Below are 25620 nucleotides of genomic sequence, written 5' to 3'. Positions count from 1 at the left end.
CGTCCCCAACTAGGTAGCTGTAAGTGACCCTTCTATAGTTCGTCAAGCCGTGGAGGGGTCCGTCTTTGTCGCGTTGAGGGTTCGGTAGATCTGGCGGGCGAGGTAGCGTTTGATGCACCGCCGGATTTCCCTTTTGGTCCGTCCTTCGGCTTGTCGTTTCTCGACGTAGGCAGTGGTTTTGGTATCAAAGGCCATTCTGCTGACCGCGACTCTGTGCAGGGCTTTGTTCAGGGTTCTGTCGCCGCCGCGGTTGAGTCGGTGCCGGACGGTGTTGCCTGAGGAGGCCGGGATTGGGTTGACGCCGGCCAGGGAAGCGAAGGCGGCCTCGGAGCGTACGCGGCCCTGGTGGGACCAGGCGGTGAGGCAGATGGCGGCCGTGACGGGGCCGAAGCCGTTTTCCTGGAGCAGCGGTGCGGCTTCGCTGATTTGGACCAGTTCGGTGATCTGGTCGTTGTTGGTTTTGATGTGCGTGTCGAGCTTCCTGATGTGCTGGGCGAGCCGGATAGCTTCGGTGCGGGCAACGGACAGCGCCAAGTGTTCTTCACGGGCCCGCCACCGGGCGACCTCGGCGATCTGGGTGCCGGTGAGGGGTTTGCGGGCGTCCAGGCCAAGGTCGTTCACCCGGAGCAGCGCGGTGAGCGCGTTCACGGCCCGGGTCCGGTCGGTGGTCATGGACTCACGGGCGCAGACCAGGATGCGCAGGGCTGCGCGGACGCCTTCGTTGAGCCGTGGCCTGCGCAGTTGCTGCTCGCGAAGGGGCAGTACGGCCGCGGCGATCCGGTGGGCGTCCAGCGGGTCGGACTTGCCTACCCCGCGGTGGGCGCGGGCATCCATCCGTGCGGCTTCAGCGACAGGGTAGCCGGCCGCGCACACGGCACCGGCCAGCAGGGCGCCGTAGGACGCGGCGCCCTCGATCACCCACAAGGTGGCCAGGTCGGCGCCGGTTAGGCGGGCCACCCAGGCAATGGCCCGGTTGATACCAGCACCGGTCGTGGGGAAATCCCGGGTCTGAAGCAGTTGCCCGGTTGCGGGATCGATGATCGCGTAGACATGTTTTTTCGCGTGGGTATCGACTCCCACGACAAACGGGTAGGAATGAGCAACGATAGACATAGCGGTTCTGGCACTTCCTCTATTCGCGGATACGGTCAGGGCCGCACGCGGCCGGTACCAGCCCGGGTAGAGGTCACTTCGGAACAGCACTGTGACGAGCCACGCCCCCCTAGAGGGGGCGGGCAACCTTCTGATCAAGTCACCAAAGTGGGCCGGGAAGGTACCGGCCGGCCCACCCCGCAGACGGACAAGTCACTTGAACGGCACCCTGAGGGGGCCAATCGTTTTGTGAGTCACGACCACAGCGCGGAACGGCCAGTACCAACTCTGCCAGCCAGTCCCGGACCAGCCACCCCAATCCTCACAGTCGTTTTGGCGCCCCATAGCGACACTTGCTGCTACCTACTTTCGTCAGGACCCGAGTCACATCCCGTTTAGTTCGTATTGAAGCTCACAAGCGGGCCGGTTTCTGCCTCGTGCTGCTTCCAAGACGGATACGGTAGATACATGACGTCTACCATCGCCACCGAGACCGTAAGGCCGGAACGCAATATCCCAGCAGAGATCGCCCGTTCATGGCTCCTTGTTAATGCCATGAAGACCGAGCTTTTTGACCAGTCCGCCGTGTCCCGCGCCGACTCGATCATTCTGGATATTGAAGATGCCGTGGACCCTTCCCAGAAGGACCACGCACGGAACAACGTGGTTGACTGGCTGACCGCCGGCGGCAAGGCCTGGGTCCGGATCAACGACGCCACGTCCCCGTTCTGGGCAGATGATTTGGCTGGCCTTCGCGGCACCCCCGGTCTCCTTGGCGTCATGCTGGCCAAGACCGAATCCGCCGACCAGGTGACCGAGAGCTTTCACCGCATGGACGGCAAGACTCCCGTCATCCCTTTGGTGGAATCCGCCGTCGGCATCGAGGAAGCCAACCAGATCGCCAAGGCCCAGGGCGCCTTCCGCCTGGCCTTCGGCTCCGGCGACTTCCGCCGCGACACCGGCATGGCAGCCACTGCCGAGGCCATGGCCTACCCGCGCGCCAAGCTCGTGGTAGCCAGCCGCGTCGGCAACCTGCCGGGCCCCATCGACGGCCCCACCGTTGGCACCAACCACCCCATCCTGCGGGAGCAGACCGGCATCACGGTGATGATGGGCATGACCGGCAAGCTCTGCCTGGCCATCGACCAGACCCCCGTCATCAACGAGGTCATCAGCCCCACGCCGTCCGACGTCGCCTGGGCCACCGACTTCATGGCCGACTTCGAAGCCAACGGCCGCGTCATCCGCGACGGCTCCGACCTGCCCCGCCTGGGCCGCGCCGAGAAAATCATGAAACTCGCCGTAGCCTTTGGGGTGCAGCCCGCGCTGTAGCACCCACAGTTCTTCCAGGAGACCCCGTGACCGATACCCGTTATCTGGTCCACGGGGTCTTTTGGCCTGCCCCGCCGGCCTCGCGCCCGGTACTGCGTTTGCAGGCTCCGGACGGCACCTTCGAGGAATTGGTGCTCGACGGCGGCACCCGCCTGGGTTTCCGGCTGGCTGCCGAAGGGAAGTCCTGCCTTGGCCACCACCGGGTGCACGGCCCCGACCACCGGGACCACGTCCTCTGCGCCGGGCAATCTCCGGCGGCCCGCGGAAACCAGTGCGAGCGGTGCTTTGTGGCGGACGATTTCCGGCTGATGCACGACTTCCACCGGGGCGGGCGCGTCCCGCCGGGCCTGCGCAACTACCTCATGCAGCCGCACTGGCTCTACGTTGCCACCTTCGCCACCGGGGCAACCAAGGTGGGCACGGCGTCGGACCTTCGAAAGTGGCAGCGGCTCGCCGAACAGGGCGCCGTGGTGGCGAGGTACATCGCCCGTGCCGCTGACGGTCGGGTGGTGCGGATCCTGGAAGACCTGGTGACGCGCGACGGCGGGCTTCCGCAGCAGGTGCGTTCTGCCGCCAAGGCCGCCGCCCTTGAGACTCCGGCTCCTGCTTCCTGGCTCTCCGCACACAACGCGGGGCTCGCCGCCACCGTGCGCGGGATCATTTCCACAGCTGGCCTGGACGGTTTCGAGGTGGTGGATGAAGGCTGGAGCAGGCCCGGGCTCGCCGAACGGCTGTGCACCGGAACCGCCCGGCACGCCTACCCCCATCGGTTGGCTGCCGGGGAGCACGGGTTCACCATCCGGTCCGTCGGCGGAAGCTTTGTCCTGGCCACCCTCGATGACGCGGACCTGGAGTTCGTGGTGGACCTCGGCCAGCTCAAGGGCCGGAGCATCGAACTGGGCCAGTACAGCTCCGCCGTGCCGGCAGTCCAGGAAGCGCTGTTCTGATTCCGGGACCGGCCCGTAGGCGGAGCCGCTAAGCGATCCCAGTAGAATGGCAGGGTGCTGAACGAATTCTGGGCCACCGCGCCAATCCGCTACAAAGTCCTGGTTTTCAGCGCGATGGGACTGATCGCCGTCGGCATTATACTGAACCTCGTGGGCAACACCAGCGGCAACTCCGGCCTCGCCACCGCCTCCCTCCCGCTGATCGGCCTGGGCCTTGTCCTGCACATCGCCGGGATCGTGGTCCGCGGCCAGAGCATCCGCAAGAACCTGCGCCGGTAACCTTTCGGGCCGCTCCTGAGCCTGACGATAGGCTTGAGCCCATGACTATCAATCCGGACCTGCAGGGCCGAAGCTACCCTGCCGCAGAGGTGTACGACGTTGGCCGCGAGAAAATCCGCGAATTCGCCCGCGCGGTCAAAGCCACCCATCCTGCGCACTTCGACGTCGACGCCGCAAAAGCCCTGGGCCACACAGATCTTGTTGCCCCGCCTACGTTTGCCATCATCATCGCCCAGCGTGCGGACGCCCAGCTTATTGAGGATCCGGAGGCCGGCATCGACTTCTCGCGCGTGGTCCACGCCGACCAGCGCTTTACCCACCACCGGCCCATCCTTGCCGGCGACCGCCTGGTTGCCGAGCTCCATGTGGACGGCGTCCGTGCCATGGGGGGCGGCGCGATGATCATCACGCGTTCGGAGATCTTTGCGCTCGGCTCCGATGACTCCCGGGAGCCTGTCACCACCACCACGTCATCCATCCTGGTCCGCGGAGAGGGACAGTAACCATGAGCCCCACCTTCAATGAACTCAGCGCCGGCCAGGAAATTGGCAGCCGCACCATCGAGGTCACCCGCACGGACCTGGTCAAGTATGCCGGCGCTTCCGGCGACTTCAACCCCATCCACTGGAACGAGGCCTTCGCCACCGGCGTGGAGCTGCCCGGCGTCATTGCGCACGGCATGTTCACCATGGGTTCCGCCGTGCAGCTGGTCAGTGACTGGGCCGGCGACCCGGCCGCCGTCGTCGACTTCCAGACCCGCTTCACCAAGCCGGTCCTGGTCACCGACACCACCGGGACCCCGGACCCCGGCGCCACCATCGAGGTCAGCGGCACCATCGGAAAGCTCGACGCCGATGCCGGCACCGCCCGCGTTGACCTCACCGTGGTTTCCGCGGGGCAGAAAGTCCTGATGAAGGCGCAGGCCGTCGTCCGGCTCAGCTGAGCGACGAGAGGCGGACCTGACGAGCTCAGCACCTGCTCGCACTGGTGGCGCCCAAGAGTACATTTGGCTCAGGTTCATGGAGTTTGATTCGGTTTGGTCTTGTTAGGCTGGTTTGGTGACCCAAACACTCCTCTCAAAGCTGACCACGGCCGCCGTCGGAGGCCCTGCCGGCGCCTATATCGAGGCCCGGACCGAGGCTGAGATCATCGACGCCGTCCGCACCGCGGACGCAGCCGGAGAGCCGCTGCTGATCCTCAGCGGCGGCTCCAACCTGCTGATTTCCGACGACGGGTTCCCGGGCACCGTTGTCAGGATCGCCTCCGAGGGGTTCACCGTCAACGCGGAGGACTCCTGCGGCGGCGTGGCCGTGGTGGTGCAGGCCGGGCACAACTGGGACAAGCTCGTGCAGCACGCCGTCCTTCATGCCTGGTCCGGGATCGAGGCCCTCGCCGGCATCCCGGGCTCGACGGGCGCAACCCCGGTGCAGAACGTGGGCGCCTACGGCTCGGATGTTTCCCAGACCATCGCAGCCGTCCGCACCTGGGACCGCGAGCGGAACGCTGTCAAAACCTTCACCAACTCAGAGCTGAAATTCGGCTACCGGGACTCGATCCTCAAGCAGACCACGGTCAACGGTTCACCCCGTTACGTGGTGCTGACCGTTGAGTTCCAGCTGCCCCTGGGGCGCATGAGCGCCCCGGTCCGGTACGCCGAGCTGGCCCGGTCGCTGGGGGTGGAGCAGGGAAAGCGCGCCTACTCCACCGACGTGCGCCGGGAAGTCCTGCGGCTGCGGTCTTCCAAGGGCATGGTGTGGGACCCCGAGGACCGGGACACGTACTCCACAGGTTCCTTCTTCACCAACCCCATCGTCCCGGCCGAGGTCGCCTTGGCGCTTCCGGAGGGGGCGCCCCGTTACCCCGCAGGCCAGGACGGGCTGGTGAAACTCTCCGCTGCTTGGCTGATCGACCAAGCCGGCTTCAGCAAAGGCTTTGGCCTGGAGCCCGGCAGCGTCAGCGGTGGCCGCGCGTCGCTGTCTACCAAGCACACCCTGGCCATCACCAACCGTGGCTCGGCCAGCGCGGCGGATGTGGTGGCTGTAGCGCGGGAGGTGCGCACCGGCGTCGAACAGCGTTTTGGCATCACACTGCACCCGGAACCGCTGCTTATCGGCTTGGAACTGTAGCCGCAGCCTCAGCGGGTGCCTCGCCGGATGATTCGCCCGCCACTTCGGTGCCGAGTCCCATTACGGCGGAGGCCCAGCCGGCGCTGGCAAGGTAGAGCCCCATAAACAGCCAGACGAGTAAGCCGGGGGCGAGCGGGTTCGCGGTTCCGGCCACCACACAGGTTGCCAAACCGCAGACGGCGATGGCGAGGGACAGCACCCAGAGAACTTTTCCTGCCCGGGGGTGGCACCGCCAGTCGCGGAAGACCCGGAGCCCAGGGCGGCCCACACTGATGGCCGGGAAGAGTACCGCGTAGCCGCCGCCCAGGCACAAGACGAGCGACGGCAAAAGGAGCAAGGGGTCCGAGCTGCCTCTCTCCACGAAGCCGGGCAAGGTGGCCACCCCCAGGCCCGTTCCCGCGAGGACGGACAGTGTCCCGCCAACCATCCACCGCTTCGTGTTTGGATCAAGCAACTGCCACAAACTCCCCAAAGTCATGCTTCCACCCTAACGGTCCATGTCGGCGGGCCCGTCCGGGAGCCTAGGATGGGCCCATGGCTGCGAGGGTGGGAAACCGTGTTGACCGCCCAACCATGGGCAGGCTGCGGCTGGCGTCCCAACGGCTGGTGCCGCTTCCGGCCCTTCCTCCGGAGCCCGCTCCCGACGTTTCCGGATCCATAGCCGGGACGGTCCGGTGGATGACGGCGATGCAGGCCCAGGACCTGCAGGCAGCAATCTGGGCTGTCGGCGCCAGGGTACCGGGAGCGGGTTTGAGTGATGTCCGGTCCGCCCTCGATTCAGGTGCTGTAGTCCCGTCGTGGCCGATGCGCGGCACCCTGCACCTCGTGGCGCCCGAGGATCTGCACTGGATGCTGGACCTCACTGCAGAGCGGCTCACGAAGAGTATCGCCGCCCGGCACCGCGAACTGGGCATCACCTGGGCGGACGTTGAGAAGTGCCGGGACATGGCGCTGGAACGGGTAACCGGTGGCGGCACTGCCGGGCGCGCTGAGCTCTTCCAGGTTTTCGACGCCGCCGGTCAGCCCACCCAAGGCCAGCGGGGCATCCACATTCTGGGAACGTTGTGCCGGCACGGCTGGCTGGTGCAGGGGCCGCTGGCCGGCAACCAGCAGCTGATGGTGGACTTCGAGGACTGGATTCCGGTGTCGCGGCAGCTGGAGCGGCAGGAGGCCATCGCGGAGTTTCTGCTGCGCTACTTCCGCAGCCACGGCCCGGCAACGATTCGGGACTTTGCCTGGTGGACGCAGATTCCGCTGACCGAGGTCCGGGCGGCGTTCGAGGACGTTAAAGGGCAACTGATGGAACTTGAGTTCGAGGGCACGAGCTACTGGCTATCCCCGGAAACCGCATCCCTGCTCGACGGCGGTCTACCCGGCCAGCGGTCCGTGCTCCTGCTGCCTGGCTTTGACGAGTTTGTCCTCGGTTACACGGACCGGAGCCTGGTCCTGGCGCCGGAGCACGCCAACAAAATTGTCCCCGGCGGCAACGGCGTGTTCAAGAAAACCCTGGTGGCCAGGGGAGAGGTGATTGGGACGTGGGCGCGGGAAGGCGCAGGCCCGCGGGCCGCCGTCGTGCCTGAGCTGTTCGACGACACCCGCCCGCTCGGTCCGGCAGCGCAGGCCGCCTTCGACCGTGCAGCCCGGCGGTATGTTGAGTTCCTTAACACCTGACCGCACGCATCGCACACAACAGCGGCCCCGCCCCCAAAGGGGCAGGGCCGTTGTTCAGGCAGCTTGAGGGTTACAGGTTCCCGGTGGCGATGTTCAGCATGCGGCGCAGCGGTTCGGCGGCGCCCCAGAGGAGCTGGTCGCCCACCGTGAAGGCACTGATGTACTGCGGGCCCATCTCCATCTTGCGGATGCGGCCAACAGGGATGTCCAGGGTGCCGGATGCCGCCACGGGGGTCAGCTCAGCCATGGAGGCTTCCTTGGTGTTCGGAACCACCTTGGCCCACTGGTTGTCCTCGGCCAGGAGCTTCTCGATCTCGGCGACGGACAGGTCCTCGCGGAGCTTGAGGGTGAGGGCTTGGGAGTGGGAGCGCATGGCGCCGATACGGACGCACAGTCCGTCCATGATCACGCGGTTTTCCTCGCCGGTGCCCAGGATCTTGTTGGTCTCAACCCCGGCCTTCCACTCTTCCTTAGACTGCCCGTTGCCGAGGTCGGCGTCGATCCAGGGGATCAGGGAGCCGGCCAGCGGGACGCCGAACTGCGTGGCGTCGATGCCGGTGCGCTGATGGGCAAGGACCTTGCGGTCAATGTCCAGGATGGCCGACGCCGGGTCGTCCAGTTCCGTGCTGACCTCGGCGTTGAGCGTGCCGAACTGGCTGAGGAGTTCGCGCATGTGCCGGGCTCCGCCGCCGGAAGCAGCCTGGTAGGTCATGGAGGTGCCCCACTCCACCAGCCCGTTCTTGAACAGGCCGCCCAGGCCCATCAGCATGCAGGACACGGTGCAGTTGCCGCCGATGAAGTCCTTGGTGCCGTTAACGAGGCCCTTGTCGATGACGTCCCGGTTGATGGGGTCCAGCACAATGATGGAGTCGTCGTTCATGCGCAGGGTGGAGGCGGCGTCGATCCAGAGGCCGTCCCAGCCGCGGCTGCGGAGTTCGCCGTGGACCTGCTTGGTGTAGTCCCCGCCCTGGGCGGTGACAATAATGGGCAGCTTCGCGAGGGTGTCGATGTCGAACGCGTTCTCGAGCTTGCCGGCGCCTTCTGCGAAGGAAGGCGCTGCACCTCCTGCGTTGGAAGTGGAGAAGAACACCGGGTTGATGTTGGCGAAGTCGCCCTCGTCCTGCATGCGCTGCATGAGGACGGAACCGACCATGCCGCGCCATCCGACCAGGCCGACGGAAGGGGTAGCTGCTGTAGTCATCCGTCCAGTTTAGACGCCGGAACGGGCAGGGCGCAGTCGGTTACGTCACTCTGGCAGCTGCCCGCCCGATGCGCTGGGCTTCCGAGGAATGCGTTCCGGGAGCTAGCCGCGGTCGCTGTTCTCCAGCACCGCGGCCTTGCGTGCCCGCAGCGCGAAGAAGGCGCCGAACGCAAACACCTGCGTCACCACCACGAGTACGATCACACCGGCGATCTTGTTGCCGCCCAGGATCATGGTGAGCCCAACGATGGCCGACAGCAGCGCCAGCAGGGGGAGCAGCATGTAGCCCAGCACAAAGAGGGTTTCCGGTTTCTTCAGCATTGCTAGCCCTCTGTCCTTGACCATTTGGTGAATCTGTAGCGGGTGCCGTTGGCAGCCGTCAGCCATCCGTCGGGCGGGACGGAGGCGGCAGCCTCCCAGCTGGTGCCAAGCGCGGGGGCGAACGTGTCGCCGTCGGCATCGACGTCGATGGTGGTTACCACCGCGACGTTGGCGAGCTCGGTGGACTGGCTGAAAATCTCGCCGCCGCCCAGGATCCAGACGGTTTCGCCGCCGTCGACGAACTGGGATTCCAGCAGCGCGTCATCAAGGGAAGGAACCACGACGGCGCCCTCCGCCTCGGGCGTGTCGGCCCAGCTTTTCTGCCGGGTGATCACGATGTTGGTCCGGCCGGGCAGGGGACGGTACTTTTCCGGAAAGGACAGCCAGGTCTTGCGGCCCATCACCACCGGGTGGCCCATGGTCAGCCGGTTGAAGTGCTTGAGGTCCTCCGGCAGGTGCCAGGGCATGTCGCCGTCTTTGCCGATGACACCGTCGGGCGTCTGCGCCCATACCAGTCCCACGCCGGTCACCGATGCGGCCAGTTCCTCGGTGAAGGACTGCGGATCGGTCGAATTTTCCGTGCTCATACCGCGATCGGAGCCTTGATCGTGGGGTGGTGCTGGTAGCCCACCACTTCGAAATCCTCGAGGCTGTAGTCGAAGATCGAGGCGGGTTTCCGGGTGATCTTCAGCTGCGGGTACTCGTACGGCTCCCGGTCCAGCTGCTTGAGGACCTGGTCCATGTGGTTCTCGTAGATGTGCACGTCCCCGCCGGTCCAGACGAATTCGCCGGGCTCGAGTCCCACCTGTTGTGCCACCATGCAGGTCAGCAGCGCGTAGGAGGCGATGTTGAAAGGCACACCGAGGAACATGTCGGCGGAGCGCTGGTACAACTGGCAGGAGAGCTTGCCGTCTGCCACGTAGAACTGGAAGAACGCGTGGCACGGCGGCAGTGCCATGTCATGGAGTTCGGCAACATTCCACGCCGAGACGATGTGCCGGCGGGAGTCCGGGTTGGTCTTCAGGTTCTCGATAAGTTCCGCGATTTGGTCGATGTGCCCGCCATCCGGGGTGGGCCAGCTGCGCCACTGGACCCCGTAAACAGGTCCGAGGTCGCCGTCCGCGTCGGCCCATTCATTCCAGATGGTGACACCCTGGTCCTGCATCCATTTCACGTTGGTCTCGCCGCGGAGGAACCACAGAAGTTCCACTGCCACGGACTTGAAATGAACCCGCTTGGTGGTGATCAGCGGGAAGCTCTCGGCCAGGTCAAAGCGCATTTGGCGCCCGAAGACGCTGGTGGTTCCGGTTCCGGTGCGGTCCGATTTGTGCGTGCCGGAAGCCATGACATCGCGCAGGAGGTCTTCATAAGGCGTTGGGATGCTCACGGCTCAAGTCTACTTTGCTACCGGCAGCAGCCCAGCCGCGTCACCAACCTCTGAGGTCAATACAGCTAGTCGTCGAAAGGCTTGAACTGTTCCACGGCGACAATCCGGTTTTGCCCGCCGGGAGCCACATGGCACACCACCAGCTCGCCGGGGGACAGGTACGGTTCCTTGGCAGGCAGGAGTGCCCCCAGCTGCGGCGGCATGTGTTTGGCCAGCTGCCCGAACACGGTGGGCAGCGCCGGGCGGTGGGTGCAGACGGCTACCGCCCGCTGCTTGTCGAGGAGGGCCTCGATGACTGCCGCGGTTTTCTTGGGGCTCCGCTGGTGCCGGTGCTCGGTGAGGGCTTCCGCCAGTTTCACCTTGGCACCCGTTGCCTTCGCATAGGGCGCAACCGTGGCCACGCAGCGGAGCCACGGGCTGGTGACAATCCGGGGCGGCCTCCACGCCTGAAGCAGCCGGCCAACGGCCTGCGCCTGGCGCGTTCCCGTGGCAGCCAGCGGCCGCTCGCCTTCCGCCTTGGTCCAGGACGAACGGGGTTTCGCTTTTGCGTGGCGGACCACCAGGAGGGGCCAGGTGTCCAGTTCGCCGCGCTCATGGGCCTGGCGCAGGTACTCAAGGGGTTCGACGTCGGACGGGTTGGAAAGCAGCCTGGCCGCCTTTTCCGGGGCGCACCACATCACACTGTCCACCTCTTTGCCGTCCGGAACCAGTTTCCCTCCGCCGTTGACTTTGACAGCCCAGTAATGGACCACCTTCAGCCCGGAAGCCACTCGGTAATGGATCGGCGGCAGCGGTATGCCAAGCTGGGCGGTGAACCCAATCTCTTCCTGCACCTCCCGGACAGCACACTCCGGGATGGTCTCGCCGTCGTCGATCTTGCCCTTTGGCCAGGACCAGTCGTCATAACGGGGCCGGTGGATCAGCAGGACTTCCAGCTTGTCCTTGGACAACCGCCACGGCAGGGCGCCGGCAGCGGTGACTGCTACCGGTTCGCCTGGGTGGTCTGTCTGGTCTGCTACGAGTGCGTCGCTCGACAAAACAGCGGCCCTTACCGTCGGCTCAGGCTGCGTTGCCGCGGCCGTGACGCCAGCAGGAAGGACTGAACGTCCTCAAGATGCCTGCCGTCGTCGGCCAGGTGGTGACGTGACCAGTTCCCCTCGTTGTCCAGGTGCCAGCTCGCGGTTTCCGGGGCCATATAGCGGCGCAACAGGTCCAGGACGTAGGTGATGTCATCGGCAGCGGCCAGCTGGACCAGGGCCTCCACCCGTCGGTCCAGGTTGCGGTGCATCATGTCCGCCGAGCCGATGTACACCACCGGGTCCCCGCCGTTCGCGAAGGCGAACACGCGGGAGTGCTCCAGGAACCTGCCCAAAACCGAACGGACGGTGATGTTGTCGCTGAGCCCCGGCACCCCCGGGCGCAGCGAGCAGATGCCGCGGACCACGACGTCCACCTTCACCCCGGCCTGGGACGCGCGGTACAGCGAATCGATGATGGCCTCGTCCACCATGGAGTTCACCTTGATCTGGACGCGGGCCGGCAGCCCGGCGCGGGCATTCCGGATCTCCGTTTCGATCCGGTCGATCAGCCCGGAACGCACCGAACGCGGAGCAACCAGAAGCCGCTTGAAGGTTGACTTGGGGGCGTAGCCGGAGAGTTGGTTGAAGAGCTTGGAAAGGTCCTCGCCCACCTGGTCGTTGGCGGTCAGGAGGCCCAGGTCCTCGTAGTAGCGGGCTGTCCGCGGGTGGTAGTTGCCTGTGCCGATGTGGCAGTAGCGCCGCAGCCCGTCCACTTCCTGGCGCACCACCAGCGAGAGCTTGCAGTGGGTCTTCAGGCCCACGATGCCGTACACCACGTGCACGCCGGCCTGTTCCAGCTTGCGGGCCCAGGAGATGTTCGCCTGCTCATCGAACCGGGCCTTGATCTCCACCAGGGCCAGGACCTGCTTGCCGGCCTCGGCGGCGTCGATCAGGGCATCAACAATGGGGGAGTCGCCGGAAGTGCGGTAGAGGGTCTGCTTGATGGCCTGGACCTTGGGGTCCGCGGCGGCCTGCTCAAGGAAGGCCTGGACCGAGGTGGAGAAGGAGTCGTACGGGTGGTGGAGCAGGATGTCGCGGCGGCGCATCGCGGCGAAGACGTTGGCGGCCTTGGAGGTCTCGGACTCGTTCAGGTACCGGGAGGTATGCGGAACGTGCTTGGGATAGTGCAGGTCGGCGCGGTCGATGCCCGCAATGACCGACAGTCCCCGGAGGTCAAGCGGGGCGGGGACGGAGTAGACCTCGGATTCCTCAACGCCCAGTTCACGGATCAGCAGCGCCCGGATGTTGGGGTTGATGTCGTTGGTGACCTCAAGCCGTACAGGGGGGCCGAAGCGGCGGCGCAGCAATTCCTTTTCGAGCGCCTGCAACAGGTTCTCGGCGTCGTCCTCCTCAACCTCCACGTCCTCGTTCCGGGTGACGCGGAAGGTGTGGTGTTCCAGGACTTCCATCCCGGCAAACAGCTTGTCCAGGTGGACGGCAATGACTTCTTCAAGAGCGATGAAACGTGCCACCCGGCCGGCCACCGCACCGGCACGCGGGCCGTCGATGGAGATGAGCCGGGGCAGCTGGTCCGGCACCTTGACGCGGGCGAACAGTTCCTTGTCACTGACGGGGTTCCGCACCACAACGGCGAGGTTCAGGGAGAGGCCCGAAATATAGGGGAACGGGTGCGCAGGGTCCACCGCCAAGGGGGTCAGGATGGGGAAGACCTTTTCGGCGAACATCTGGCTGAGCTGCTGCTTGGCCGCGTCATCCAGTTCGTCCCAGTGCATAAGGTGGATGTGCTCGTACGCCAGGGCCGGGCGGATCTGTTCTGCGAAGACCTGTGCATGGCGCTGCTGGAGCCGGTGGGCTTCCTCACCGATTTTTTCCAGCACTTCCACCGGGCTCAAACCCGCAGGGGAGGGGACAGCGAGTCCGGTGGCGATGCGCCGCTTCAGGCCGGCCACGCGGACCATAAAGAATTCGTCCAGGTTGGACGCGAAAATGGAGAGGAAGCTGACCCGTTCCAGCAGGTGCAGGGAAGCGTCTTCGGCAAGCTCCAGGACCCTGGAGTTGAAGCTGAGCCAGCTCAGTTCCCGGTCAAGGAAGCGATCCGGCCGGATGTCGCCCTCGGGCTCCAGGTTGGGGGCAAAATCCGGGATGTCGATCCGGTCCTGCGTGGCCCGCGACGCCGGAACCTCCGAGGAGCCGAATCGGGCGCGCACGGGGACTGGAGTCTCTTGGGACGTGGCTGCTCCGGAAGGTTCCGGGTTCATGGCATCTCCTTTACCTGGCGCTTTCTGCTGCCGTTTCCGGCCTGCGCGGTTCTGTTTCAACCATACAAGCATTCAGTGCGTGGGGGCCTTTGATTTAGCGCCGTGCGGATGCTGCATCCGGGGATTGGACTAACCCGCCGCCGGGCCGTACGTCACGTCCATGTCCCAGCGGGTGAAGCCCAGCCGGCGGTACAGGGAGACTGCCGGGGCATTGTCGGCGTCGACGTACAGCATGACCGCGTGCAGCCCCAGGCCCTGCAGGTACCTGATGCCCGCCACCGTCAGGGCTTTGCCCAGGCCTGAACCTTGGGCTTCCGGGGTCACGCCCACCACATAGATTTCACCGATCGCCGGGTGGGTGCCGTGGCTGGGGTGCACCTTGGTCCAGTGGTATCCCAGCAGCCGGCCGTTCCCGTTCACGGCAAGGAGGAAGCCTGCGGGGTCAAACCAGTCCTCAGCCATCCGGGCATCAAGGTCCGCGCGGGTGAGGCTGCCCTGCTCCGGGTGGTGGGAAAAGGCGGCACGGTTGGCCGTCAGCCAGGCGTCCTCATCCTGGCCGGGCACGAACGCCCGGATCGAAACGCCATCCGGCAGGGCGGCGTCGGGAAGGTCAGCGGCCGCCGTCGTCATCCGCATCTTCCACAGCTCCCGCACGGGGACGTAGCCGTAGCGGGCGGCAAGGTCGGCCGCAGCCTCATGGTTGCCGTGGGACCACGCCTTCAGTCCCTGCAGCCCGCGCCGGTCCTGAAGGGCGCCAACGAGGCGGTCGGCGACACCCTGGTTACGGTAGCTGGGGTGCACGGCGATTTCGACCACGCCGTTGCCGTCCGGCTCTTCGACCACTGCGGCGAAACCCGCAAGGTCCTGGCCGGAGGCCGGATCAGAGTCCTCGTCCGGGGCATACAGCGCCAAGGTCAGCAGCTTGTGTTCCGCGGAATCGCCGGCACGCATACTGATAAGGGTCTGCTCCGAAATGGACGGGTTGCCGTCCGACTCTTCCGCCGCGGCCAGGAGATCGCTGCAGTCCTTCAGCAGCTGCCGGTCAACACCGCCTTGAACAACACGGACGGGCCACTTCTCAGGGTGCGCTGGAGTCATGAGGCAAGGCTATACGGGATCGCCGAAAGCCGGACCGCGGGCAGCCCGGCTCAGGCTTCCGTCAGCTCGTCTTCCTGCTGCCGGACCAGGGTGAGCCGGTAGCCAACGTTGCGGACAGTGCTGATGAGGTTTTCATGGTCGGCGCCCAGCTTGGCGCGCAGGCGCCGGACGTGGACGTCCACGGTACGGGTGCCGCCGTAGTAGTCGTAGCCCCACACTTCGGTGAGCAGCTGCTGCCGGGTGAACACGCGGCCGGGGTGCTGCGCAAGGTACTTCAGGAGCTCGAATTCCTTGAACGTCAGGTTCAAGGGTGCCCCGTTCACGCGGGCGGTATAGCTCGCCTCATCGATGACGACGCCGGCCGCGCGGATCTCGGACGGCGTGTCGTCCTGCTCGGGCACGGCCCGGGCGACGGACAGCCGGATGCGGGCTTCCACCTCGGCGGGGCCCGCTGATTCGAGCACGATGTCGTCCACGGCCCAGGCGGAGGAGACGGCAGCCATGCCGCCTTCGGTGAGGATCAGCACCAGCGGGGCGCTCAGTCCGGTGGCCTTGAGGAGCTGGGTGAGGGAACGCGCACCCACCAGGTCCTTGCGGGCGTCCAGCAGCACGATGTCGCAGGGGTCGGTTTCCAGCAGGGCCGTTGGCTCTGCGGGAAGGATGTGGACCCGGTGGTTCAGCAATTCCAAGGCAGGCAGAATGTCCACCGAAGAGCCGGTGCTGTTGGTCAGTAACAGGATGTGCGACATTGTTCCTCCAAGGGCCGTCCGCGCATCATTGGGCGACTGAACCGGATTTTCACCGGCCGGTACTGGCTCCCTGCCCCGGCTTGGGACGCTGCCAATGACGGCGGTCCGGCCACTTCAGCAGGGAACTTAGCTGAGCTCTGAGTATACCTGCAGGCCCTGCCGGGACCATTGATTCAGCCCCGATGCGCGTACTTTTTGCGACATATCCCGTTCACATAAGGCAGGATTGGGGCAGGGCCGGATGCCCTGCCGCCGAGGGCGGACCGCCTTCCAAGGTCAACGCAAAAGGTCAACGCAGGATGGGATGCAGCGCAGTGAGTGCACAGACTAGGCCCGGGCCGGGATCGGTATGACGGCGGAACTGCAGGCGCCCGTGCGCTCCCTGGGCTCGTGGACCATTGGCGTGGTGGGGATTGCCGGGCTGGCCGCAATCATTGCAGGGGTTTACACGTCCCGCGAGGCCCTCGTCGCTGTTGCCGTGGCCAGCGCCGCTGCGGTGGGCATCGGCTGGCCGCACTTCCTCCGGATTCCCGCCAAAAAGACGCTCGCGGCGGTGATCTCCCTGGCCGGCGCCGGGGCGGCGCTGGCTGCTGCTTACGCCCCTGCTCCCGGCTATCTCGACTGGACCCCGCCCTTTATTGCGCTCGGTATCATGGCCATCTTTGTGGTGCAGCTTATCCGCGGTACCGGCCAGGCGCAGCGGCTGGAGTCGACCCTTGGCTGCTCGGTGGGAGTGCTGCTGGCTTGCCTGGGCGCGGGCTGGATCGCGGGTGCCCGGTTCAACGGGGTGCGGGAGATGCTGCTGGTGGCTGCCATTAGCGCGGCGGTTGCCCTGCTGGCCGGACTGATCAGGTGGCCGGACAGCATTGTGGCGCCCCTGGGCATCGCCCTCGCGGGACTTGCCGGACCGCTCGCCGGGCTGGTGCTCTCCGATATCGCAGTCCTGCCGGCGGCCGTTTTTGGTGTTGTGGTCGGTGCCGTCCTGGTTAGCTTCCGCCGGCTCGTGACCCTGCGCGGCGCTCCAATTAATGTTCCTGCTGCCCTTAGCATTGGGCTGGCGCCGGTCTCGGCGGTGGGTTCCCTGGCTTACTTCATAGACAAACTACTCCTCTACTAACGCGTTAGGATGGCATCATGTCCGTACTTGCTTTTGAAATCTTCTTCCTTGTCCTGCTCGGCATCGCCAGCCTCTCCATGGCATGGTTTGCCGGCTTTGTGGTCTACCGCCTGTTCAAGGGCCAGAAGTAGACCCTTTCCGGAGCTAGCCGTTTTCCGAGGTAATTGCTGTGCCCATTGAGATTCCCACCGACCTCACCCCAGAACTTGTCCCGCTTTCCTGGCTCATTGGTGAGTGGGAGGGCCGCGGCCGGCTCGGCACAGGGGACGAGGACTCGGAACACTTCCTGCAGCACGTGTCCTTCACCCATAACGGGTTGCCCTACCTCCAGTACCGCGCAGAGAGCTGGTTGACGGACGACGACGGCACGCGCCTGCGGCCGCTGACCGTTGAGACCGGCTTCTGGGCGCTGGAGCGCAAACAGCTGGATGCCGACGGCGGCCCTGGCCTGATCCCGGCGGACATCGTTCCTGCACTGAAGAGTGCCGACGAGGTGGAGGCCCTCCGCAACAGCGAGGGCGGCTTCGATATCTCGGTGTCCATCTCGCATCCCGGAGGTATTTCCGAGCTGTACTACGGACAGATCAAGGGACCGCAGATCCAGCTCACCACGGACATGGTGATGCGCGGGAGCCACTCCAAGGACTACAGTGCGGCCACGCGGATTTTCGGCCTCGTGGACGGGAACCTGCTGTGGCGCTGGGATGTTGCCGTCGGCGGCAAAGAAGGCAAGGGACTGGAAGCGCACGCCTCCGCCTTCCTCAAAAAAGTCTCCTGACCTCGTGCGGTCCGGTGGAACGAAAGCGGGTTATGGCACGTGGAAGATCCTCGGAACGAGCAGGCTGTTGCGAGCGCGCGCAGCTACAGCGACCTGAAAGCCGTTTTCTTCAACGGGACCCTGAAGAGGTCGCCCCAGACCAGTAACACGGACGGGCTGATCAACATCAGCACGCTCATCATGGAAAAGCAGGGCGTCAGCACCCGCGTGATCCGCACCGTGGACCACGATATTGCCAGCGGTGTCTACCCGGACATGACCCAGTACGGGTGGCCCACCGATGAATGGCCCGAACTGTACCCGGCGGTGCAGGAAGCGGACATCGTGGTGGTGGCCGGACCCATCTGGCTCGGAGACAACTCTTCCCAGACGAAGAAGCTGATCGAACGCCTTTACGCCCATTCGGGCGAACTGAACAGCAAAGGCCAGTGGGCTTTCTACCCGAAAGTGGGCGGCTGCCTTATCACGGGCAACGAGGACGGCATCAAACACTGCTCCATGAACGTCCTGTACAGCCTTCAGCACATCGGTTTCAGCATCCCGCCCCAGGCCGACGCCGGGTGGATCGGAGCCGTGGGGCCAGGGCCCAGCTACCTGGACGAGGGTTCGGGCGGGCCCGAAACCGACTTCACCAACCGCAACGTCACCTTTATGACCTGGAACCTGCTGCACCTGGCCCGGATCCTCAAAGACGCCGGCGGGCTTCCCGCCTATGGCAACCTCCCGCAGGAATGGGCCGCCGGGACGCGGTTCGACTTCGAGAATCCGGAATACCGCTAGGCCCAATCTCCCTGCGGTGATTCGGGCCTCCCCAACCGGTCCCGTGGTTTGCCCTTATCGAAACCCTTGGATCTCGACAAGCGCGATCACTGCCAAGCCCACCCGGAATACTCGCCGACTAAAGGACGTTGCCCCAGTATGACTATTTCGAGCCCTCTGTTGTCGCGCCCTGGAGCCGTTGAGGCAACCGGCGCAGACGCCGGCGTCGCATCCCATTACGGCGAGCCGCTGCGCGAGCAGCGCGCACTCGCTGCCGGTACCGCCGTCGTCGACCTCTCCCACCGCGGCGTTGTCACAGTCGCCGGGCCGGACAGGCTGAGCTGGCTCAACACGCTGTCCTCCCAGCAGGTGGCCGGCCTTCAGCCGGGGGAGTCGAGCGAGCTGCTCCTCCTCAGCGTCCAGGGCAGGATCGACTTCGACGCCCGGGTGATAGACGACGGCGTGACCACCTGGCTGATTGTTGAGGCTGCGGAAGCAGCACCCTTGGCCGAGTTCCTGAACCGGATGAAGTTCATGCTGCGGGTGGAGATTGCCGACGTTTCCGTGGACTGGGCCGTGGTGGGCAGCACCAGGGCAATCCCGGAGTGGCCGGAGCTGCTGGTGTGGCAGGATCCTTGGCCCAACGTGGCGGCCGGCGGCTATTCCTATGCCACCGTTCCCGAAACAAGCCACCCCGGACTGGAGCGGCCATGGTTTGAGTACCTGGTTCCGGCCGCGCACCTGGAAGAGCGGCTTACCGACCGCCAGCTGGCAGGAGTCCTCGCGGCGGAAGCGCTTCGGCTGGCGGCGTGGCGCCCCCGGATCGGTGCTGAAACGGACGATAAGACGATCCCGCATGAGCTGGACCTCCTCCGCACGGCAGTGCACCTGGCCAAGGGCTGCTACAAGGGACAGGAAACGATCGCGCGCGTGCACAACCTGGGACACCCCCCGCGCAGGCTCGTGTTCCTCCAGCTGGACGGGTCGCAGCACACCCTGCCGCAGGCCGGAAGCCCGGTGCTGGTGGGGGACCGGAAGGTGGGGACGGTCACCTCGGTGGCCCAGCATTACGAGATGGGGCCGGTTGCCCTGGCAGTCATAAAGCGTTCCGTGGGTGCGGATGAAATACTGACGGTCCTGGACGGCGAGGAGCCTTACCCTGCCGCCCAGGAACTCATCGTCGCCCCCGACGCCGGCCAGGTAGTGGGGCGCCAGACCGGATTCCTCAAGGGGCCACGCTAAATGACTGACAACGCCGGAACCAACGCAGCGCCGTCCGACTCTCCTGCGGGCCAGGGAGGGCCCGACGACGAGGCGCTGGCTTTGGCGCATACGCTCTTCCAGGCGGCCAGGGAGGGGGACTCGGCACTGCTGCGTGCCTATCTGGACGCCGGCGCTCCGGCCACCCTGACGAATTCCGCCGGGGATTCCCTCCTGATGCTCGCTGCCTACCACGGGCATGCGGAGACGGTTCAGCTCATCCTGAAACACGGCGCTGAGGCCGACACCGCCAATGACCGCGGGCAGACGCCGCTCGCCGGGGCGGCGTTCAAGGGCTACACCGACGTTGCCCGTGTCCTGCTGGACGCCGGTGCCGATCCCGATGCAGGCTCGCCGTCCGCACGGGCGGCGGCACAGATGTTTGCCCGCCAGGAGATCCTCGATCTCCTGGCGTAGCCTTTCCCGGGTCCGCCCGGCCAACAACCCTGGAAGATGACCGAGTGGAAAACGTAGCAAAGCCTTGGCCGGCCCTGTGGTCCCTGGTGATCGGGTTCTTTATGATCCTGATCGACAGCACCATCGTGTCCGTGGCAAACCCGGTGATTATGGAGGGCCTGGGCGCGGACATCAACTCGGTGATCTGGGTGACCAGCGCCTACCTGCTGGCGTACGCGGTGCCCCTGCTGATCACCGGCAGGCTTGGCGACCGGTTCGGGCCCAAGAAGCTATACCTCTTAGGCCTGGTGGTGTTCACCCTGGCATCGCTGTGGTGCGGTCTTGCCGGAAATGTGGAGACCCTCATCGCCGCCCGCGTGCTGCAGGGCCTTGGCGCCGCCATCATGACGCCCCAGACGATGGCCGTCATCACCCGGATCTTCCCGCCGGACCGGCGTGGTGCGGCGATGTCCATCTGGGGTGCCACGGCCGGCATGGCAACACTCGTCGGGCCCATCCTGGGCGGCCTCCTCGTGGACGGGCTGGGCTGGGAGTGGATCTTCTTCATCAACGTGCCCATCGGCATCGCCGGTTTCATCCTCGCTTGGCGGAACGTTCCGGCCCTCAGTACCCACCCGCACCGGTTCGATATCCCCGGCGTGGTGCTGAGCGCCGTCGGGCTCTTCCTGCTGGTGTTCGGCATCCAGGAGGGCGAGACCTACAACTGGGGCACCATCGCCGGGCCGGTGACGGTGTGGAGCCTCATCATCGCCGGCCTGGTGGTGCTGACGGGCTTTGTGGTGTGGCAGCGGTTCAACAAGGGCGAGCCGCTCCTGCCGCTCGGGCTGTTCCGGGACCGCAACTTCTCCCTCGCCAACGTCGGGATCACCATGGTGGGCTTCACCGTGACCTCTTTCGGCCTGCCGCTGATCTTCTACTACCAGATGGTCCGCGGCCTGACGCCCACCCAGTCCGCCCTACTGATGGTGCCCATGGCCCTGATCTCGGGCGGCTTAGCGCCGGTGGTGGGGAAGATCGTGGACCGGGTCAACCCCAAATACCTCGCGGCGGGAGGCCTTGTCCTCATGGCACTGGCCTTGGCCTGGAACGCCCTGCTGATGCAGCCCGGGACGCCCATCCTGCTGTTCCTGCTGCCCAGCGCCGTCCTGGGCTTCGCCAACGCCGGAATCTGGGCTCCCCTGAGCACCACTGCCACCCGTAACCTTCCGCCGCGCCAGGCCGGTGCAGGCTCGGGCGTCTACAACACCACCCGGCAATTTGGTGCAGTCCTGGGCAGCGCCGCCATCGCCGTGCTGATCCAGGCCAGGCTGGCGGCCGAACTTCCCGCCGGTGGACCTGGCGGACCCGCCGGCGAGGGCATGGCCCTGGGCGGGACACTGCCTGAGGCCCTGCATGGCGGATTTTCGACGGCGATGAGCCAGTCCATCCTGCTGCCCGCCGCGGTGGTCCTGGTGGGGGCTGCGGTGGCGCTGTTCTTCGCCAAACCCCAGCCGGTTCAGGGCTGGGGCGGCAGCGGGTCCCCGTCAGCCAAGGTGGACGCTGGTCTGGATACCACCGGCTGACAGGCCAAGCTTCCGGGCCAGAGCCAGGGATCCGGTATTGCTGACGTCCGTCCGCCACTGCAAGGTAAGGCCCGCGGCCAGCGCCTCGTGCGCGGCGATGGAGACTGCGAGCGAGCCCAGGCCCCGGCGCCGCCACTCCGGGTCCACAAGGACACCCAGGTGGGCCAGCAGGCCCACCCACTCGGAGTACGCTCCGCAGGCCAGGGGCACGCGGAACCCGTTGACTTCGTGGACGATGGTGTAGCGGTTTTCGAGGTCCGAAAGGCCCACCTCGTTGACGTCGTCCGGCGGGCAGCGGCCCTCCAGCTCGATGGCCTCCGGGTTGCCGTGGGACACCGTCATCTCTTCCGGGGGCTGCTTCAGGGGCAGGTCGTCAGCGAAGAACAACGCCGCAGCCCCCAGGCCGTGGCCGCCGTGGGACCGGGTCAGGGTCAGGAGCGTAACGTGCTGGGCCATTTCCTCATCGGGAATGCCCTCGGCGGCATCAATGACCCACTGCGGGCCAACCAGCGCCGAACTGCCAAAGAGCCGCACGAACTCCACGGTCCGCGCCGATTCGTCGGCGCGGACAATCCGCTCCCCGGAGCTCAGGGCAGTTCCGAAGGCGTCGTCGTCAAGTCCCAGGCGCCGGGCCCAGGCAAGCTGGATGATGGCGGCAGAACCGGGGTCAAGTGTCATGCTTCCAGCCTAGGGCGGGCAGGCGGCCCCGCCGAACAGGACACCTCAGGCGAATGGGACTCCTTAGAAGAACGGCACACCTTTAGCCGATTGGCACACGTCAGCCGAACAGGACGGCGGCTTCGTCGTAGCGCTTCTGCGGCACGGTCTTGAGTTGGCCGAGTGCCTCCTGGAAGCCGACGTGCTCAATGTCCGTGCCCTTGAGTGCCACCATGGTGCCCCAGTAGCCTTCCACCACCGAGTCGATGGCCGCCATGCCCAGCCGGGTGGCCAGGACGCGGTCGAAGGCGGACGGCACTCCGCCGCGCTGGATGTGGCCCAGGATGGTGGCACGGGTTTCGATGCCGGTGCGGGCTTCAAGTTCCGGGGCGAGCTGGTCCGCGATGCCGCCCAGGCGGGGCCGGCCGAAGGTGTCCAGGCCGCGTTCGGAGTGCGGGGTTTCCATGTGCTCTGGCACGAATCCTTCAGCGACCACCACCAGGGGGGCACGGCCACGGGCGTGGGCTTCCTTCACCCATTCGGTGATTTGGTCGATGCTGACTTTCTGTTCCGGGATCAGGATGGCGTGGGCGCCGGCGGCCATGCCGGCGTGCAGGGCGATCCAGCCGACGTGCCGGCCCATGACTTCGGCGATCATGCAGCGGTGGTGTGATTCGCCGGTGGTCCGGAGCCGGTCGATGGCTTCGGTGGCGATCTGGACGGCGGTGTCGAAGCCGAAGGTGTAGTCCGTGGCGTCGAGGTCGTTGTCCACGGTCTTGGGAACACCGACGATTTTCAGGCCGGCGTCGGTGAGGCGCTTGGCCGCGGCGAGGGTTCCCTCACCGCCGATGGCGATGATGGCGTCGATGCCGAGGCGGTCCATGTGGGCCTTGATGACCTCGGGGCCGCCGCCGTTTTCGAAGGGGTTGGTGCGTGAGGTGCCCAGGATGGTGCCGCCCTGTTTGGCGATGCCCCGGACCATGGTGCGGGGGATGTTGATGATGTCGCCCTCGACGACGCCGCGCCAGCCGTCAAGGAAACCCACGAATTCGTGACCGTGGATGGCAATGCCTTTGAGGACGGCTCCGCGGATCACGGCGTTCAGTCCGGGGCAGTCGCCACCGCTGGTGAGAATTCCAATTTTCATGTCTCGGCTCAAATCCTGGAGAGAAGGTGTACAGGCAGAGCGCCACGCTGAGCTCACATAGAGTCTAGTGGGGGGTGTGGGGTACGACACAAACCGGTTACAAAGCGTCCCGCCGGGAACCAGGCGGCACAAAAGAAAGTGCCCCCGGCTCCGAGGAGGAGCGGGGGCACTTTGTTGCCGGCTGTCTACGGACGGTTCAAGGACCGGCGGTCGAGGAACGTCTGGAGCGGGATGACATTCCGCTGGTCCGGCAGGACCACCCAGGCCAGGAGATAGAAGATGACGGCCGGGCCGGGCAGCAGGGCGAAGAGGAGGAATGCGATGCGGACGTAGGCCACGTCCACGTTGAGCTTGGCGGCGATGCCTCCCAAAACGCCTCCCAGCCAACGCTGCGGTCCGCGTTTCAGGCCAAGGCCCCTGACGATGCTGAAAAACTTGTCCATGGCTCAAGACTTCCCTGTTGTAGGACTGTTGTCACGTTTCCGGGCTGAGAGGAGTCCGCCGATCACCAGGGCCGCGCCGGCTCCGATCATGAGCCCGATCAGGACGTAGGTCCCGTTGAGGGTGACGATGCCGAGCTGAGCGATGATGATCAGGGCGGCGAGGGCCAGGACGATCAGTCCCCAGACCACGGTTCCCACCCGCGCCCCGGATGGCGGGGCAGGGTCCGTGTGTGCCGCCGTCGCGCTTCCCGGAACGTACGGGTCCGGGGCCGGAGTGTGGCTGCTCATGTCAGTTACCTTCCTGGATGATGACGTTGCTGACGGTGCCGTCGATCTGGATCACCAGGTGGCTGCCGGGCTTGTCGGTGTTGTAGCTGCTTTCCCGCGTGGTGGTCCCGCCGCGCTGGCTACCGCCTTCGGTCAGGTTGCCCAGGGTCATGTCAGCGCGGATGTCCACGGGCACGGTGTCGGGAATGACCACGGTGACGTTGCTGGCGGTGAAGTCCAGCGGGACCACCACCTCGGACTGGAGCGGGGCGTTAGGGGCCAGTTCGGTAAGGTCCACTGTGCCGCGTCCTGCCGTGATGTTGAGCCCGTCGCTTGCCTGCTGGATGCTCGTGGGAGTCCAGTCGACCTGCTGAAAGCGCACGCGGTCGCCATTGTTGCCCACCACATTGAAGATTCCGCCGATGACAAGGGCTGCCACCGCGAAGAACGAGAGGATACCGGAGGTCCTGCCGCGGAGCCCCAGGATGAGGATGCCGATGCCCAGGACCGCCGCTGCACTGGCCCAGGCGATCGCGTTGGTGGAGTCACCGAGGTCGATAACGTTGGTGACGTCCAGCGCTTTCAGACCCGCGCCGGCGATCAGGGCGCTGCCGGCAGCGATCGCGACGGCGGGGGTGCCGGGCCCTGCGGGACGTACCTTCGGTGCAGGCGGGGGCCCCTGCGGCTGGCGGGTGCCGCCGGCGCCTCCGTTGTTCCATCCACTGCCGGAGCCGCTGCCTCCGTAGGGGCTGCCTCCGTACGGGCTGCCGGTGAAAGGACCGGTGCCCGCAACGTCTGAGTAAGGGGGAGCGGTGCCGGTGGAGGAAGACGCTAAGTAAGCGGTGGTGCCGGGGTAAGCGGTGCCTGCGTAAGTGTTGCCTGCATAGGAGGTAGTGCCCGGCGTTGTTGCGCCCGCCGGTGTTCCAACGGCCGCCTTGTTCCGCTGCGTCAGGTAGTAGATCAGGTAGATGGCGCCGCCTACCCAGAAGATGGTCCAGAGGAAGGCACCGAAGCCGTGGTTGCCCCAGCCCCAGAAGCCGCCGCCCAGTCCGCTGAAGCCGAGGATAACGGCGATCAGGGAACCGGTCATGCCGCTGGTCCACCGGCCGGCGCCGGCTTCCTGGACATGGATCCTGCCGTCGGGCTCGGGCAGGAAGGCCCACGCCAGGCCGTAGGCAAGAACGCCGATGCCGGCGAAAAGGGTAAGGACGATGAAGACGCCGCGGACGATCAACGGGTCGATGCCCAAACGCTGGGCGATGCCGCTGGAGACGCCGCCGATCCAGCGGTCCTGGCCGCGGGTGATTCCCTGGCTGCGGACCCAGCCGAAGAAATCGGACTGTTGGCCGGGCATTCCGGCGTAGGCGTAGCTGCCGCTGTTCTGGCGTGGGTTGCTTTGGCTCGAAGAGGGTCCGGCCGGCCCGGCGTAGGGCCCGCCGGAGCTGTCCGGGTGATCCTGGGCGGAGTCCTGCGTGGAGTCCTGCCTGGAGTCCTGCTCGGGATTCTGGCCCGAGGCCGAGGCCGACGCCGACGCCGATGGGGTAGTAGGCGGCACGAGGGGCTCCGTGGGGTGTTCGTTATCCCGCTTGGGCAGGGGCTCCGTTGGCTGGCCGTCATCAGGGGTGGGGGTTTGCGAGTTCATACCTCGATCCTTCCGTCTGCGCTGCTTTGGTTGTATTGGGGGACACCCTGAACGGGCCCTGAGTGGCCCC

28 protein-coding genes are annotated in these 25620 nt (G+C 66.0%); 13 read left to right on the top strand and 15 right to left on the bottom strand.

Going from position 1 to position 25620, the window contains the following annotated elements; translation table 11 throughout:
• Positions 1–42: 42 nt before the first annotated feature.
• Entirely contained in the window at positions 43–1113 is a 1071-nt protein-coding gene (locus M1D93_RS14115; protein ID WP_461172108.1) for an IS110 family RNA-guided transposase, read from the bottom strand.
• Between the two features lie 447 nt (positions 1114–1560).
• Here M1D93_RS14115 and M1D93_RS14110 point away from each other — a divergent pair, with 447 nt between their 5' ends.
• The 6 genes from M1D93_RS14110 to M1D93_RS14085 all read left to right on the top strand — a co-directional run bounded on the left by M1D93_RS14110 (position 1561) and on the right by M1D93_RS14085 (position 5776).
• Positions 1561–2424 (top strand): HpcH/HpaI aldolase/citrate lyase family protein, encoded by an 864-nt coding sequence (locus M1D93_RS14110; protein WP_461172107.1) that lies wholly within the window; start codon positions 1561–1563, stop codon positions 2422–2424.
• Between the two features lie 26 nt (positions 2425–2450).
• Positions 2451–3371 (top strand): DUF2797 domain-containing protein, encoded by a 921-nt coding sequence (locus tag M1D93_RS14105; RefSeq protein ID WP_461172106.1) that lies wholly within the window; start codon positions 2451–2453, stop codon positions 3369–3371.
• 54 nt (positions 3372–3425) lie between these two features.
• Positions 3426–3650: a DUF3188 domain-containing protein gene (locus tag M1D93_RS14100; protein WP_461172105.1), complete on the top strand. Its 225-nt coding sequence runs from the start codon at positions 3426–3428 to the stop codon at positions 3648–3650.
• Between the two features lie 41 nt (positions 3651–3691).
• The gene (locus M1D93_RS14095; protein ID WP_461172104.1) at positions 3692–4153 is read left to right on the top strand and encodes an FAS1-like dehydratase domain-containing protein; all 462 of its coding nucleotides are present in this window, start codon (positions 3692–3694) and stop codon (positions 4151–4153) included.
• 2 nt (positions 4154–4155) lie between these two features.
• Entirely contained in the window at positions 4156–4593 is a 438-nt protein-coding gene (locus tag M1D93_RS14090; protein WP_461172103.1) for a MaoC family dehydratase, read from the top strand.
• 115 nt (positions 4594–4708) lie between these two features.
• Entirely contained in the window at positions 4709–5776 is a 1068-nt protein-coding gene (locus M1D93_RS14085; protein ID WP_461172102.1) for a UDP-N-acetylmuramate dehydrogenase, read from the top strand.
• Here M1D93_RS14085 and M1D93_RS14080 read toward each other — a convergent pair.
• The gene (locus tag M1D93_RS14080; RefSeq protein WP_461172101.1) at positions 5757–6254 is read right to left on the bottom strand and encodes a hypothetical protein; all 498 of its coding nucleotides are present in this window, start codon (positions 6252–6254) and stop codon (positions 5757–5759) included. The two genes, M1D93_RS14085 and M1D93_RS14080, sit on opposite strands and share 20 nt — an antisense overlap.
• A gap of 56 nt (positions 6255–6310) precedes the next feature.
• Between M1D93_RS14080 and M1D93_RS14075 the strand changes: the two genes are divergently transcribed.
• Positions 6311–7447: a winged helix DNA-binding domain-containing protein gene (locus tag M1D93_RS14075; RefSeq protein WP_461172100.1), complete on the top strand. Its 1137-nt coding sequence runs from the start codon at positions 6311–6313 to the stop codon at positions 7445–7447.
• Positions 7448–7517: 70 nt separating this feature from the next.
• Here M1D93_RS14075 and asd read toward each other — a convergent pair whose 3' ends face one another.
• The 8 genes from asd to M1D93_RS14035 all read right to left on the bottom strand — a co-directional run bounded on the left by asd (position 7518) and on the right by M1D93_RS14035 (position 15501).
• Positions 7518–8648 carry an aspartate-semialdehyde dehydrogenase gene (asd, locus tag M1D93_RS14070; protein ID WP_461172099.1) on the bottom strand — a complete coding sequence of 377 codons (1131 nt, stop codon included), beginning with the start codon at positions 8646–8648 and terminating at the stop codon, positions 7518–7520.
• 102 nt (positions 8649–8750) lie between these two features.
• Positions 8751–8969, bottom strand: coding sequence for an NF038396 family protein (locus M1D93_RS14065; protein WP_461172098.1), 219 nt, complete (start codon positions 8967–8969; stop codon positions 8751–8753).
• A 2-nt stretch (positions 8970–8971) separates the two neighbouring features.
• Positions 8972–9556: a dihydrofolate reductase gene (locus M1D93_RS14060; RefSeq protein ID WP_461172097.1), complete on the bottom strand. Its 585-nt coding sequence runs from the start codon at positions 9554–9556 to the stop codon at positions 8972–8974.
• A complete protein-coding gene (locus M1D93_RS14055) occupies positions 9553–10356 on the bottom strand; it encodes a thymidylate synthase (RefSeq protein WP_461172096.1) in 804 nt (267 codons plus the stop codon). The genes M1D93_RS14060 and M1D93_RS14055 overlap by 4 nt, the downstream gene beginning before the upstream one ends.
• A gap of 65 nt (positions 10357–10421) precedes the next feature.
• The gene (locus M1D93_RS14050; RefSeq protein ID WP_461172095.1) at positions 10422–11393 is read right to left on the bottom strand and encodes an NUDIX hydrolase; all 972 of its coding nucleotides are present in this window, start codon (positions 11391–11393) and stop codon (positions 10422–10424) included.
• Positions 11394–11404: 11 nt separating this feature from the next.
• Positions 11405–13654 (bottom strand): RNA degradosome polyphosphate kinase, encoded by a 2250-nt coding sequence (locus M1D93_RS14045; RefSeq protein ID WP_461172094.1) that lies wholly within the window; start codon positions 13652–13654, stop codon positions 11405–11407.
• Positions 13655–13783: 129 nt separating this feature from the next.
• On the bottom strand, positions 13784–14752 hold the full coding sequence (gene mshD, locus M1D93_RS14040; protein ID WP_461172093.1) for a mycothiol synthase: 969 nt from the start codon (positions 14750–14752) through the stop codon (positions 13784–13786).
• 50 nt (positions 14753–14802) lie between these two features.
• Entirely contained in the window at positions 14803–15501 is a 699-nt protein-coding gene (locus M1D93_RS14035; RefSeq protein WP_387545420.1) for a winged helix-turn-helix transcriptional regulator, read from the bottom strand.
• A gap of 349 nt (positions 15502–15850) precedes the next feature.
• Between M1D93_RS14035 and M1D93_RS14030 the strand changes: the two genes are divergently transcribed.
• The 6 genes from M1D93_RS14030 (at position 15851) to M1D93_RS14005 (ending at position 21394) form a co-directional block, all read left to right on the top strand.
• A complete protein-coding gene (locus M1D93_RS14030; protein WP_461172092.1) occupies positions 15851–16618 on the top strand; it encodes a permease in 768 nt (255 codons plus the stop codon).
• Between the two features lie 169 nt (positions 16619–16787).
• A complete protein-coding gene (locus M1D93_RS14025; protein ID WP_461172091.1) occupies positions 16788–17396 on the top strand; it encodes a nitrobindin family protein in 609 nt (202 codons plus the stop codon).
• Positions 17397–17435: 39 nt separating this feature from the next.
• Positions 17436–18176: a flavodoxin family protein gene (locus M1D93_RS14020; RefSeq protein ID WP_461172090.1), complete on the top strand. Its 741-nt coding sequence runs from the start codon at positions 17436–17438 to the stop codon at positions 18174–18176.
• Between the two features lie 138 nt (positions 18177–18314).
• The gene (ygfZ, locus tag M1D93_RS14015; protein ID WP_461172089.1) at positions 18315–19397 is read left to right on the top strand and encodes a CAF17-like 4Fe-4S cluster assembly/insertion protein YgfZ; all 1083 of its coding nucleotides are present in this window, start codon (positions 18315–18317) and stop codon (positions 19395–19397) included.
• On the top strand, positions 19398–19832 hold the full coding sequence (locus M1D93_RS14010) for an ankyrin repeat domain-containing protein (protein ID WP_461172088.1): 435 nt from the start codon (positions 19398–19400) through the stop codon (positions 19830–19832).
• A 44-nt stretch (positions 19833–19876) separates the two neighbouring features.
• Positions 19877–21394, top strand: a complete 1518-nt coding sequence (locus M1D93_RS14005; protein ID WP_461172087.1) for a DHA2 family efflux MFS transporter permease subunit — start codon at positions 19877–19879, stop codon at positions 21392–21394.
• On the opposite strand, the gene M1D93_RS14000 is transcribed toward M1D93_RS14005, so the two are convergent.
• The 5 genes from M1D93_RS14000 to M1D93_RS13980 form a co-directional block, all read right to left on the bottom strand.
• Entirely contained in the window at positions 21356–22072 is a 717-nt protein-coding gene (locus tag M1D93_RS14000) for a GNAT family N-acetyltransferase (protein WP_461172086.1), read from the bottom strand. The two genes, M1D93_RS14005 and M1D93_RS14000, sit on opposite strands and share 39 nt — an antisense overlap.
• A 100-nt stretch (positions 22073–22172) precedes the next feature.
• Positions 22173–23198: an ATP-dependent 6-phosphofructokinase gene (locus M1D93_RS13995; RefSeq protein ID WP_461172085.1), complete on the bottom strand. Its 1026-nt coding sequence runs from the start codon at positions 23196–23198 to the stop codon at positions 22173–22175.
• 185 nt (positions 23199–23383) lie between these two features.
• A complete protein-coding gene (locus tag M1D93_RS13990; RefSeq protein WP_461172084.1) occupies positions 23384–23641 on the bottom strand; it encodes a PspC domain-containing protein in 258 nt (85 codons plus the stop codon).
• Positions 23642–23644: 3 nt separating this feature from the next.
• A complete protein-coding gene (locus tag M1D93_RS13985) occupies positions 23645–23929 on the bottom strand; it encodes a hypothetical protein (protein WP_461172083.1) in 285 nt (94 codons plus the stop codon).
• A gap of 1 nt (position 23930) precedes the next feature.
• On the bottom strand, positions 23931–25550 hold the full coding sequence (locus M1D93_RS13980) for a PspC domain-containing protein (protein ID WP_461172082.1): 1620 nt from the start codon (positions 25548–25550) through the stop codon (positions 23931–23933).
• Between the last annotated feature and the right edge of the window lie 70 nt (positions 25551–25620).

This window comes from Arthrobacter sp. Z1-9 (assembly GCF_054792695.1).
This window is presented reverse-complemented; position numbering and strand designations above follow the sequence as displayed.

Bases quoted from the DNA above. Each gene is read 5' to 3' on its own strand.
- M1D93_RS14065 (WP_461172098.1), bottom strand. From the start codon at position 8,969: ATGCTGAAGAAACCGGAAACCCTCTTTGTGCTGGGCTACATGCTGCTC.
- M1D93_RS14115 (WP_461172108.1), bottom strand. From the start codon at position 1,113: ATGTCTATCGTTGCTCATTCCTACCCGTTTGTCGTGGGAGTCGATACC.
- M1D93_RS14090 (WP_461172103.1), top strand. From the start codon at position 4,156: ATGAGCCCCACCTTCAATGAACTCAGCGCCGGCCAGGAAATTGGCAGC.
- M1D93_RS13990 (WP_461172084.1), bottom strand. From the start codon at position 23,641: ATGGACAAGTTTTTCAGCATCGTCAGGGGCCTTGGCCTGAAACGCGGA.
- M1D93_RS14060 (WP_461172097.1), bottom strand. From the start codon at position 9,556: ATGAGCACGGAAAATTCGACCGATCCGCAGTCCTTCACCGAGGAACTG.
- M1D93_RS14045 (WP_461172094.1), bottom strand. From the start codon at position 13,654: ATGAACCCGGAACCTTCCGGAGCAGCCACGTCCCAAGAGACTCCAGTC.
- M1D93_RS13980 (WP_461172082.1), bottom strand. From the start codon at position 25,550: ATGAACTCGCAAACCCCCACCCCTGATGACGGCCAGCCAACGGAGCCC.
- M1D93_RS13995 (WP_461172085.1), bottom strand. From the start codon at position 23,198: ATGAAAATTGGAATTCTCACCAGCGGTGGCGACTGCCCCGGACTGAAC.
- M1D93_RS14035 (WP_387545420.1), bottom strand. From the start codon at position 15,501: ATGTCGCACATCCTGTTACTGACCAACAGCACCGGCTCTTCGGTGGAC.
- M1D93_RS14030 (WP_461172092.1), top strand. From the start codon at position 15,851: ATGACGGCGGAACTGCAGGCGCCCGTGCGCTCCCTGGGCTCGTGGACC.
- M1D93_RS14095 (WP_461172104.1), top strand. From the start codon at position 3,692: ATGACTATCAATCCGGACCTGCAGGGCCGAAGCTACCCTGCCGCAGAG.
- M1D93_RS14010 (WP_461172088.1), top strand. From the start codon at position 19,398: ATGACTGACAACGCCGGAACCAACGCAGCGCCGTCCGACTCTCCTGCG.
- M1D93_RS14080 (WP_461172101.1), bottom strand. From the start codon at position 6,254: ATGACTTTGGGGAGTTTGTGGCAGTTGCTTGATCCAAACACGAAGCGG.
- asd (WP_461172099.1), bottom strand. From the start codon at position 8,648: ATGACTACAGCAGCTACCCCTTCCGTCGGCCTGGTCGGATGGCGCGGC.
- mshD (WP_461172093.1), bottom strand. From the start codon at position 14,752: ATGACTCCAGCGCACCCTGAGAAGTGGCCCGTCCGTGTTGTTCAAGGC.
- M1D93_RS13985 (WP_461172083.1), bottom strand. From the start codon at position 23,929: ATGAGCAGCCACACTCCGGCCCCGGACCCGTACGTTCCGGGAAGCGCG.
- ygfZ (WP_461172089.1), top strand. From the start codon at position 18,315: ATGACTATTTCGAGCCCTCTGTTGTCGCGCCCTGGAGCCGTTGAGGCA.
- M1D93_RS14075 (WP_461172100.1), top strand. From the start codon at position 6,311: ATGGCTGCGAGGGTGGGAAACCGTGTTGACCGCCCAACCATGGGCAGG.
- M1D93_RS14110 (WP_461172107.1), top strand. From the start codon at position 1,561: ATGACGTCTACCATCGCCACCGAGACCGTAAGGCCGGAACGCAATATC.
- M1D93_RS14000 (WP_461172086.1), bottom strand. From the start codon at position 22,072: ATGACACTTGACCCCGGTTCTGCCGCCATCATCCAGCTTGCCTGGGCC.